A 10,879-nucleotide genomic window follows, 5' to 3' on the forward strand; every position below is an offset into this window, starting at 1 on the left:
CGTGCCCCCGGAGGTGACCGCCAGACGCTGTGCGCCGTGACGACCGACCCCCACGACACCGCGCGCGATCACGCGCTGGGTGACGACGGCGCCGGCGAGGCGGCCGTGCACGCCCGCATCGCCGCGCGGCTCGCGGCCCTGAGCGCGGACCCCGGGCAGCCGCCCCCGCCGTACGCCCGCCGTCACCTGGCCCGGCACGCCGCGCTCGGGCACGTCCTGGACGACGCGCGCGTCCCGCCGCAGGCACTCGCCTGGGACACCGGCGGCGGCATCCGCGCGCTGCTCCACCACAGCCCGGCCTGCGGGCCCCGGCACTGGCTGACGGCCTGGTCCGCCATAGAGCCCTACCTGCGCGACGCGCCGCTGCCGTCGCGCATGGCCAGCCTGCACCTGGCCCACATCGCCCTCACCTACCCCGACACCCCACGCACCCGGATGCCGCCCGAGGCGGCGCCGCCCGCCGACAGCCCGCTGACCGCCCACTTCACCAACTGGCGGCCCGCGGCGAACATCTGGGCCACCCTGCCCGCCACGCCGACCCGGCTGCTCGCCCTCGACCACCCCCGCCACGGACCGCAGATCGCCGTCGCCACCACGACCGGCACCCTGGAGTTCCTCGACGCCGCCACCGCCCACCCCGTCGGCGCCCCGATCGCCGCGCACTCCGGCGAGATCCGCGCCCTGCACCTCAGCCCGCCGGACCCCGACGGACGGCAGTACCTCGTCACCGCGGGCACCGACGGCACGGTGCGGCTGTGGGACGCGCACCGGCACGCGGCCCTGGGCTGCCACACCGACTCCACCTGGTTCGATGACGCCCTGTGCGGCTTCGACGATCGCGGCGACCTCACCGTATGGGCCGTCAACGGCCGCAGCGAGACCGTCAGTTGGGCCGCGCCCGGGCCGTCCCGCACCATCGCCACCGCGCCCCCGGTGCTGCGCGGCACCCTCACGACGGTGATCGACACCGACGGCGAGCGCGTCCTCGTGCACACCGCGCACGACCTGACCGTGCACCACCTCGACGGCACCGTCCGCGCCGTGCACCCCCTGCCCGCTCCCGCCCGCACCGTGACGGCCGGCGTCGAACCCGGACTCTTCTACGCAGGCCACGCCGACGGCAGCATCACCTCCTGGTCCACCGCCGAAGGCCGGCTGCCCGCCACCGCGCCCGGCCACGGCGAACCCGTCAAGGACCTGTGCCGGCTCGTACTGGACGAGGAGACCGTCGTCCTCGCCGCCGCCCGCGGCCGCACCGTCACTCTCTGGGAGCCCGCCACCGGCACCGTCGCCGAACTGCGCGGCCACACCGACACCGTCACCGCGCTCGCCGCCCTGCCCGACAGCCCGGACCGGCCCGGCGCCCTGCTGTCCGGCGCCGCCGACGCCACCCTGCGCCTGTGGACCGCGGCCGACATCGGCCGCCACCTCACCGCGGGACCCGCCCCCGCCCCGCGCGCCGCGGCCGCCACCGCGCTCTGGCACAGCGACGGCGGCCCGCTCGTCGCCACGGCCCACGACACCACGGTCCGGCTGACCGCCACCCGCACCGGCCTGGCGACCACCGCGCTCGTCGCCCCCGAGCCCGTCCTCGCCCTGACCTGGGCCCGCCGCGGCTCCCGGCACCTGCTGCTGTGGGCCGACGCCACCGGCACCGTACGGGGGTGGGACCCGGTGGCCAACGGCACACCGCCGTCGCTGCCGCCCCTGGAGTGCGGTGCGCCCACCCGCCACATCGCCGCCTGCACGAGCCCGGACGGCGCGCTGGCCCTCCTGCTGACGGCGTCCGACGACTACCGCACCCGCCTGTGGGACCTCCACACGGGCAGCCTGCTGCGGACGTGGAACGGCCACACGATGAGCGTCAAGGCGCTGGCCGCCGCGTGTACGGAAGACGGCCGGCCCTGGCTCGCCACCGCGGGCACGGAGGGCGTCGTCCGCCTGTGGGACCCCGCGGCCGACGAGGACACCGCGGCCGACCGGATCCACTGCGACCAGGGCATCATCCACGCCCTCGCCCTCAACACGGCGCCCGCGGGCGACCTTTCGCCCTTCCTGGTCACCGCGGGCGACCAGGCCGACGTCCGGCTCTGGGACCTGGCGACCAGGCAACCGCTCGGCCCGCCGCTGACCGGCCACCACGCCCCCGTGCACGCGCTGGCCACGTTCACCGCCGAACACCGCACGTACGTGGTCAGCGCCGCCCGCGACGGCATCATCCATCTGTGGGACGCGGCCACCGGCGCACAACTCCTCACGCTGGCCACGGCCACCCCACTGACCTGGCTGGACGCGACCCCCCACCCCGGCACCGCGACCGCCGACCTGGCCCTGGCCGGACACGCGGGAACGGCCCTGACCAGCCTCGACCTGGCCCACCCCGCACTGGCCCACTGACCGCCGCCGCCCGCGCGACCGCACCCGGTGCGCCGATCGGGCGACGCCGATCACACATGCTGACGGACTATGCGCCCCCCGGAATGCATCGTGCGCCCCCGCGATGTCGCGCAAGTGACTCGCATCACGGCCGATCGGCCACCACAATTGATCAACTGTCTCCTGTCCTGCCCCTGTTCAGGACACGCGACCCAGCGGACCACCCCAAGCCCGTCGGCCGGAGCCGACGGGCCGCCCCGTTCAGAGGGCCTGAACGGACGACGACCGGAGCCGAACCCATGACCTCCAGCCCAGCAGCCGACGTCAGACTGGTACCCGCTCCCACCGACGGCGTCTGGCGACTGGGAAAGACCCCCGATCCGCTCAGCTACGACATCCTGGCGGCCCCGGACGAGTCCAGCACCGCGGGCAACGCCTGGAGCGCGAGCACGTACGGCACCCTCTACTGCGCCTCCCAGCAGGACGGCTGCTTCGCCGAGGCGCTGGCCCCCTTCCGCGTCCACCCGGACATGCGCGAACTCGTCGACCACGACTGGCACGAGCCGTTCTTCGTCGGCCCCGGCAAGATGGTCCGCGACTGGAGCGCCAAGCACACCCTCCTGCGATTAGAACCCGCCAAGGACAGCCGCTTCCTCGACGTCGACGACCCACACACCCTGAAGACGCTCACCGTCCTCCTCGCGCCGCAGCTGGCCGAACTCGGCGTCACCCAGGCCGAACTCACCCGCGACCACATCCAGGGCTTCCACCGCCGCCTCACCCGGGCCATCGCCCGCTGGGCCCACACCCAGCGCACCGCGCAGGGCACCCCGCGCATCCACGGCATCGCCTACAAGTCGCGCTTCGGCATGCGCCAGTGCTGGGCGGTCTTCGACAACACGACGGTCGACCGGCTGGAGTCGACGTACGTGTTCCCCGAGTCGGAGCCGCTGCGGACGGTGGCCCAGGAGTACGGCCTGCAGATGTTCTGACCGACCGCCGGCCCCGCCTGCGCACCCTCTGCGTACCCCTTGCACAACCGCTGCGCACCCCTTGAAGGCGCCGGTAACACACCACCAACACACCGGAACCCCACCTCTAAAGGGGTCCATTAGGGGGTGGGAAACGGCCAATCACCGGAAGGCCCTCGGTGGCCGAAAACCTGCAGTCCGCACCACAAACCGCAGGTGAGGCATGGCGGAGGAGGAGATTCCGCCATGTGGCGTGGCATATGACGCTTCCTCAAAGTAGACGTCTTCAGGTGGAGTTGGCCCACCACCGTGGGTACGCTTTTGGAAACAGACTTGGAGGGAGGGCGTCATGGACGTGATGGAACAGCCACTGCGACGATCGCAGCCATCGGCATGCGTGCCTGCGCGCCCCTCCGTCCGTGCCGCCGACAGCCATGGCGCGTCCCGCAGCTGCCGCCGAGCCGCAGAGCCCGCCGTCCGACCCGCCCTCACCCTTTGGTTCTTACGGTGAGGCCCGCCGGGTCAATGAGGGAGACCGTCATGTCCACGATCGACACCAAGCCCCGGACCACCGCCGCCGCGACGGCGGCCCACAGTGTTGCCGTCGGTACGCCCATCGCCGACATCGCGCGATTTCTCCAGGCGAACCTCGGGCAGCGGCTGACCGCGCGCATGGCGGGCATCAACGACGCGAAGCAGGTGGGCCGCTGGGCGGCCGGCACCAGTCGGCCGAGGCCGGAGGCCGAGGCCCGCCTGATCGACGCGATCCAGATCTTCCACCTGATCCAGGCCGCCGAGTCCGTGTATACGGCCCGCGCCTGGATGATCGGCATGAATCCGCAACTGGAGGACATGGCCCCGGCCCTCTGTATCGCCGACGACCGCGCCCGCGAGGTCATGGTCGCCGCCCGGGCGTACGTCGAGGCGACGGACAGCACGCAGCTGCCGTCCTCGTCCGCCGGTTCCTGACCGCACGTTGCGCCACCTGGCACCACAGCCGTTCCCCGGCCGCCGCGCGCGACAGGGGAACGGCTTCCTTCTTCCTCCAGGACCCCTTCTCCGTGGCTCTGCCCGTCAGGTCGGCAGGCCGAGTTCGTCGAACGGGACACCGGCCGCCCACCGCCGCAGCGTCTCCCCGTCGACCAGCAGGACACCGCTCTGCCGGGAGGCCCACAGGACCTCGGCGCGGGTGAACGCCCCCGGACTGACGACGAGCCGCAGCAGCCGCGCCTTCTCCTGCGGGACCGCCGCGTCGTCGGCGGAGCGGCTCACGTTCTCCTGAGGGGGAATCTCCACGGTGTCCCGGACGGCGACGTCGAGTTCGCGCCCCGCCCGGCCACGGGCGTACAACCGCACCCGGTCCCCCTCGGTCAGATCGGTGACCTGCCAGCCGTCGCGCCGCAGCATCCGCTCGACGGCCAGGACCAGCCCGCGATGCCCCAGGCGCGCCAGTTCCGCCGGGGTGTACCGGCCGGCGCGGCGCCGGACGAGACGCCGCCCGCCGAACCAGCCGGCGCACCCGACCGCGACCGGCAGCAGCACGCCGAGCAACGGCCCGTGCAGGCGGTACAGCAGAGCGAGGACGAACAGCGGCCCGAGCGCCGCCAGGCCCAGCATCACGAACGCGGGCAGGACGTCACGCAGTTCGGGCCCGTAGCGCCCCTGCGCCCGCAGCTCGGCGACGTCCCGCATGCGCCGCGCCCGCCGGCCAGGGGCGTCGGGATCGTGCGGCCGCCCCGCCCACCACGGTCTTGCGGCCCGCCGCGCTCTCGCCATCTGACCGGCTCCCCCCGTCAGCTGTCCCCACGGACGTGCGGCCACCAGTCTGCCGTCGAGGCGGCCGCCGGCCCGGGGCGAATCGCGCGGTGCACGGTCTCGGCCAGGAGGTGGGCCGAAACACGACGGACCGGGCGCCCCTGCGGTCAGGGGCGCCCGGTCCTCCGTCTGCGAAAGCCGGTCGCTTCGGTCGCTACGAGTCGCTTCGGTCGCTACGAGTCGCTCCGGCCCGGCTGCGGCTACGGGTGCGGCTACGACCGGGTGTACCGGCGGATGCGGTACCGCAGACCGGTCGTCGAGGTCTGCCAGCCGTCGTCCTCGCCGGCCGTCCACGCCGCGTCGAGCTTCGGAGCGTGGGTGTCGCCGTGCACCGTCGTGTCGACCTCGGTCACCGAGAGCGTCGTCGCGTACGGCAGGGCGGCGCGGTAGATCTCGCCGCCGCCCATCACCCAGGCGGTGCCCGCCGCGAGGTCCAGGGCCTCGGCGATGGACCCGGCGCGCTCCGCACCCTCGGCGGACCACTCGGGATCGCGGGTCACCACGACGTTGCGCCGGCCGGGCAGCGGGCGGAAGCGCGGCGGGAGCGAGTCCCACGTCTTGCGGCCCATGATCACCGGGTGGCCGAGGGTGGTCGCCTTGAAGTGCGCCATGTCCTCGGGCAGCCGCCACGGGATCCCGTTGTCCGCGCCGATCACGCCGTCCAGGGTCTGCGCCCAGATGAGCCCGACGTGCCGGGTGGCCGTGCCGTCGGTCATACGGCGACCTGGCCCTTGATGGCGGGGTGGTGCTGGTAGTTCAGCACCTCCACGTCCGAGTAGGCGTAGTCGAAGAGCGAGTCGGCCTTGTGCAGCTTCAGCTCGGGGAACGCGTAGGGGGCGCGGGAGAGCTGCTCCGTCACCTGCTCGACGTGGTTGTCGTAGATGTGGCAGTCGCCGCCGGTCCAGATGAAGTCGCCGACCTCAAGACCGGTCTGCTGCGCCACCATGTGCGTGAGCAGGGCGTAGCTGGCGATGTTGAACGGGACGCCGAGGAACAGGTCCGCGCTGCGCTGGTACAGCTGGCAGGAGAGCTTGCCGTCGGCGACGTAGAACTGGAAGAACGCGTGGCACGGGGCGAGTGCCATCCGGTCCAGCTCCGCGACGTTCCACGCGGAGACGATCATCCGGCGGGAGTCGGGGTCGCTGCGCAGCGTGTCCAGGACCTGGCTGAGCTGGTCGATGTGCCGGCCGTCCGGGGCGGGCCAGGAGCGCCACTGCACGCCGTAGACCGGACCGAGCTCGCCGTCGGCGTCGGCCCACTCGTCCCAGATGCGGACGCCGTTCTCCTGCAGCCAGCGGACGTTCGAGTCGCCGCGCAGGAACCACAGCAGCTCGTACACGATCGACTTGAGGTGCACCCTCTTCGTGGTGACCAGCGGGAACCCCTGGGAGAGGTCGTAGCGCAGTTGGTGTCCGAAGACACTTCGGGTCCCGGTGCCCGTCCGGTCGGCCTTGGCCGTCCCTGACGTGAGCACCAGCTTCAACAGGTCTTCGTACTGGGTATCCACCACGGCGCTGAAGTTTAGCCGCAGCGGACCGCGGATCCGGACCCCGGGGGCGTGGCGGCCGACGAAACGGCGTTGTCAGTGCCTCCCCATAGAGTGAATACATCACTCGGGGAAGCTCGGAGGGGGAGCGGAATCATGTCTGCAAGCAGGATTCAGCACAAGGTGAATCACGTCGCGCTGGTGGTGGACTGCTCGGGTTCCATGCGTCCGCACGAGAATCAGCTCATTCGCGTCGTGGACGAGTTCGTGGCGGGCCTGAAGGCGGAATCGGACAGCCTCGGTCACGAGACCCGGATCAGCCTCTATTCCTTCGACCACCGGGTGGAGAACCTGGTGTGGGACATGGACGTGAAGCACCTTCCGTCCATGCGGGGTCTGTACCGGGTGAACAATGGGGCGACGGCGCTCATCGAGGCCTCGTTGAAGTCCCTGGACGACCTGGGACACATATGGGAGGAATACGGCGAGCACAGCTTCCTCCAGATCGTGGTGACGGACGGCGAGGAGAACGCGTCGGGGGGCGACAGGCGGCACGACGGCGACATGACGATCCTCGGTCCCTGGCTGGACAGGATCACCGCGAAGCTGGGCGCCATGCCTGGTCACTGGACGTCCGCGATCCTCGTGCCGAACTCGCTGGCGAAGCGGACCGCGCAGAACTACGGCTTCCCGGCGGGGAACATCGCGATCTGGGACGCGGACTCCCAGAAGGGCGTCGAGGAGGCCATCGGCACCGTGCGCGCCGCCGCCACCAGCTTCCTGCGCGGCCGGGAGCAGGGCGTGCGGGGCACGAAGAACCTGTTCGCCGTCGGGCAGGACATATCCGTCGACGAGGTGCGGGCGAATCTCGAACCGATACCGGCCGACAGGTACCGGCTCCTGAAGGTGGACAAGGAGATCGAGATCCGTCCCTTCGTGAATTCGCATCCCGGAGTGACCTATGAGCGGGGCGCGTGTTACTACCAGCTGGGCGCGCGGGCGCAGGTTCAGCTGAACAAGGAAGTCATCGTGGTCGAGAAGGACACCGACCGCGCTTATACGGGAGACGCGGCGCGCAGTCTTCTGTTCGGTACGGGAATTCAGGGGACCGTTTCCGTGAAGGCCGGAAACAATCCCAAGCTGGAGGTGTATGTGCAGAGCCGTTCGGTGAACAGGAAGCTCAAGCCGAATACGCGTCTGCTCATCATGATGTGAAGGGGCGAGGGTAAAACGCCGAGCCGGGTTCGGTGCACCTTCGGTGCCCGGCTCAGCGGAAGGTGTCGACGTTCTCCCCGGCCCACTGGGCGAACCGGCGTGCCGGGGAGCCGGTGAGTCGCGGCACCGTGTCGCGTACCGCCAGCAGCTCGGCGTTGACGTCGCCGCCCGTGACGTCGAGGACGGCGTCCGCCGCGTCGTCGCCGAACACCGTGGCCATCCGGGCGCGGGCCTCCTGCCGGCTGATCTCGGCGAAGGGCACCTCCCGCCCGAGCGCCGCCCCGATCGCCTCGACCTGCTGCCGGGCGGAAACCGGCTCGGGGCCGGTCAGGGCGTAGGTGCGGCCCCGGTGGCCCGGTTCGGTCAGCGCGACCCGGGCCACCGCCGCGATGTCGGCGGGGTGGATCGTGGGCAGCCCGACGTCCGCGTAGGGGGCGTGGACCGGCTCGCCCGCGCGGATCGGCGCCGCCCACATCGCGGCGTTCGACGCGAACTGCGTGGGCCGCAGCACCGTCCAGTCCATGCCGCTGTCCTCGACCAGCCGCTCGACCGCCAGGTTCTCGGCCGCGGGGCCCAGATGCGGGTGGGTCTGCACGGTGATCGACGACACCAGCACCACGTGCTCCACGCCCGCCGCCCCGGCCGCAGCCAGGACGTCGGCGTCGGGTGCCAGCCGCGACACGAGGAACAGGGCACGGACCCCGTCCATCGCCGACTTCAGGAAGCGCGGGTCCGCGAGATCGCCCTCGACGGTTTCGACATAGGAGGGCAGGGCGGCCCGCGCGGCATCACGGGTGAGCCCCCGCAGCGGGCCCGCGCCGTGCGCGTGCAGCTCTCGCAGCAGCGCACTGCCGATGTTTCCGGTGGCTCCGGTCACAAGGATCACGAGCGGGTTCTCCTGTCGTCGGCCGATCTACGGGAAGGCACGCCGGAACGCTAGGACCTCAATCGCGCTTCAGGTCAAGAAGATCGAGGGGATCGCGGGGGTCAAGGAGATCGAGAACTTCAAGAAGGTCTCCGGCGGCAGGCATAGATTGCGGACCGGTCGCGCGTCCTTGGGGGCGTTAGGGAACGGGAGGGCCCATGGACCCGCAGGACACCGAGAGATTCAGGGACTTCGTCGACGTCCGGTGGAGCGCGCTGCTGCGGCTGGCGAATCTGCTCACCGGCGGCGACCGGCACGAGGCGGAGGACCTGGTGCAGATCGCGCTGATGAAGGCGCTGGGTCGCTGGCGGCACATAGAGGACCCGGAAGGCTATGTGCGCAAGGTGATGTACCGGCACCAGGTCAGCCGGTGGCGGCTGCGCAGGCCGCACCGGGAGGCGACGTTCGCCGTACCGCCGGAGAACTTCGGCGCCGCCGACGGCACGTCCGCCGCAGATCTACGGATCACGGTGGGGCAGGCGCTGGCGCGGCTGACTCCGCGGCAGCGCACCGTACTGGTGCTGCGCTACTTCGAGGACCTGTCCGAGACGGAGGTCGCGAGCGCGCTGGGCTGCTCGGTCGGCACCGTGCGCAGCACCACCCACCGCTCGCTGGCCCGGCTGCGCCGGCTCGCCCCCGAGCTGGGACCCGCCGCGCCCGTGGCGGAGGAACCCGCCCGCACCGAACCGACTGGCAAGGCCATGAAGGGAGCCCGCACATGAACACCCCGCACCGGAGCACGGACGAACTGGACGACACGATCAGGGACGTCCTGCACCACTGGACTCCCGGCGAGGCAGGGACGCCCGCCGACATGGCCGAGCGCATCGTGCGCCGTCGCCGCCGGCGCACCGTCGCACGGGTGACCGGCGCCGCCCTCGGCCTGGCCGGTCTCACCCTCGGCGCCGCCCTCGTCACCGGCACCGGCGACGACACGGCGCAGCCCCCGGCCACCCGGGTGAGCAACGAGAGCAAGCTGTGGTGGCAGACGACGCTGCCCGCGAAGTCGTGGGACGCCTGCAACACGGGAGAGGGGGCGGTGTTCTGCCGGGGCATGAAGTACGACGCCGTGCGCGTGGACGCCCGTACCGGGAAGGTCGTGTGGAAGCGCGAGGTCGGGAAGGGCGACGGGAGCAGCACCCCGGCGGGCACGGTCCCCGGGGCGCGGGACGGGATGCTCTACACGTACGCCGACCACGCCCCGGGCGCGCCCCGGGCCGGCACCGACCTCGTCGCCCTCGACGCCGACGGCGACCGCGAGCTGTGGCGGCACGAGCTGGCGGACGACAGCCGCGGCCGGGTCTCCGCCGTGCTGTTCGACGGCGGGGTCCTCGCCAACACGCCCTCGTTCAAGAGCGTGGCCGCGCTGGACGGAAAGACGGGCCGGACGCTGTGGACGTACCGGTGGAAGAAGGCGGACTGCGACCGGGCCGTGATCGGTGGTGTGCCGTACCTGACGTGCTCGCCGGACAGTGAGAAGGCGCCGCAGCAGAGCACCGTCGTCCGCCTCGACCCGGTGACGGGTGAGGCGCGGACGGTCGCGACGGTCGAGGGCCCGACCGTCCTCGTCGGCACGGACGGCGACGCCGTGCTGCTGACCGCGCCCGTCGGCAAGAAGTTCTCCTCAGCCGGCGGGCCCGCCACGCTGAGCCGGGTCGACACCCGCTCCGGCAAGGTGAGGCAGTACCGGGTCGACGGGCTGCCGCTGGGCGAGGTCGCGGACGGGATCGTCCTGGCGTCCGGCACCAAGGACCGGATCGTCGCGTACTCGGCTGACGACGGCAGGCGGATGTGGGTCACCGACCCGGGTCTGAAGCTGCGCAAGGACCCGCAGGAACCGAGGATGGGGGAACTGCGCTCGGCCGCCGCCGTCGACCTCGCCACCCGCGTCGCCTACTACCTCGACCCGACCGGGCACCTGGTGGGTCTCGACCTCGACAGCGGGGCCGTGCGCTGGCGCGGGCGGGTGGAGCTGCCGAAGCGGCCCATGGAAGCCGGGATCGCGCCCGAGCTGATGAGCTACGACCACGGGCTCGTCGGACAGGTCGGCGGTCAACTCTTCCGGATCGAGCCGAAGTTGGGGTGAGGTCG

The 10,879-nt window shown here is 72.0% G+C and carries 10 protein-coding genes; 6 read left to right on the forward strand and 4 right to left on the reverse strand.

The window, feature by feature from the left end; genetic code table 11:
• Positions 1-36: 36 nt before the first annotated feature.
• The 3 genes from M4J07_RS43460 (at position 37) to M4J07_RS43470 (ending at position 4,316) form a co-directional block, all read left to right on the forward strand.
• Positions 37-2,397: a WD40 repeat domain-containing protein gene (locus M4J07_RS43460; RefSeq protein WP_255982024.1), complete on the forward strand. Its 2,361-nt coding sequence runs from the start codon at positions 37-39 to the stop codon at positions 2,395-2,397.
• A gap of 278 nt (positions 2,398-2,675) precedes the next feature.
• The gene (locus tag M4J07_RS43465) at positions 2,676-3,368 is read left to right on the forward strand and encodes an RES family NAD+ phosphorylase (protein WP_255982026.1); all 693 of its coding nucleotides are present in this window, start codon (positions 2,676-2,678) and stop codon (positions 3,366-3,368) included.
• A gap of 519 nt (positions 3,369-3,887) precedes the next feature.
• Positions 3,888-4,316 carry an XRE family transcriptional regulator gene (locus M4J07_RS43470; RefSeq protein WP_255982028.1) on the forward strand — a complete coding sequence of 143 codons (429 nt, stop codon included), beginning with the start codon at positions 3,888-3,890 and terminating at the stop codon, positions 4,314-4,316.
• Positions 4,317-4,421: 105 nt separating this feature from the next.
• On the opposite strand, the gene M4J07_RS43475 is transcribed toward M4J07_RS43470, so the two are convergent.
• From M4J07_RS43475 to M4J07_RS43485, 3 genes are all read right to left on the reverse strand, one after another.
• Entirely contained in the window at positions 4,422-5,123 is a 702-nt protein-coding gene (locus M4J07_RS43475; RefSeq protein ID WP_255982031.1) for a hypothetical protein, read from the reverse strand.
• 251 nt (positions 5,124-5,374) lie between these two features.
• Positions 5,375-5,878, reverse strand: coding sequence for a dihydrofolate reductase (locus M4J07_RS43480; protein ID WP_255982034.1), 504 nt, complete (start codon positions 5,876-5,878; stop codon positions 5,375-5,377).
• The gene (locus M4J07_RS43485) at positions 5,875-6,672 is read right to left on the reverse strand and encodes a thymidylate synthase (RefSeq protein WP_255982036.1); all 798 of its coding nucleotides are present in this window, start codon (positions 6,670-6,672) and stop codon (positions 5,875-5,877) included. The genes M4J07_RS43480 and M4J07_RS43485 overlap by 4 nt, the downstream gene beginning before the upstream one ends.
• A 132-nt stretch (positions 6,673-6,804) precedes the next feature.
• On the opposite strand from M4J07_RS43485, the gene M4J07_RS43490 reads away from it, so the two are divergent.
• The gene (locus tag M4J07_RS43490; RefSeq protein WP_255982039.1) at positions 6,805-7,863 is read left to right on the forward strand and encodes a vWA domain-containing protein; all 1,059 of its coding nucleotides are present in this window, start codon (positions 6,805-6,807) and stop codon (positions 7,861-7,863) included.
• 52 nt (positions 7,864-7,915) lie between these two features.
• Here the strand turns inward: M4J07_RS43490 and M4J07_RS43495 are convergent, their stop codons facing one another.
• A complete protein-coding gene (locus tag M4J07_RS43495; protein WP_255982042.1) occupies positions 7,916-8,749 on the reverse strand; it encodes an SDR family oxidoreductase in 834 nt (277 codons plus the stop codon).
• A gap of 197 nt (positions 8,750-8,946) precedes the next feature.
• Here M4J07_RS43495 and M4J07_RS43500 point away from each other — a divergent pair, with 197 nt between their 5' ends.
• Complete coding sequence (locus tag M4J07_RS43500) at positions 8,947-9,510, forward strand: SigE family RNA polymerase sigma factor (protein WP_255982045.1); 564 nt, start codon at positions 8,947-8,949, stop codon at positions 9,508-9,510.
• Complete coding sequence (locus M4J07_RS43505; protein ID WP_255982047.1) at positions 9,507-10,874, forward strand: outer membrane protein assembly factor BamB family protein; 1,368 nt, start codon at positions 9,507-9,509, stop codon at positions 10,872-10,874. The genes M4J07_RS43500 and M4J07_RS43505 overlap by 4 nt, the downstream gene beginning before the upstream one ends.
• Positions 10,875-10,879: the final 5 nt, after the last annotated feature.

The sequence above is a fragment of the Streptomyces longispororuber genome (genome assembly GCF_024448165.1).
Taxonomy (GTDB): domain Bacteria; phylum Actinomycetota; class Actinomycetes; order Streptomycetales; family Streptomycetaceae; genus Streptomyces; species Streptomyces longispororuber_A.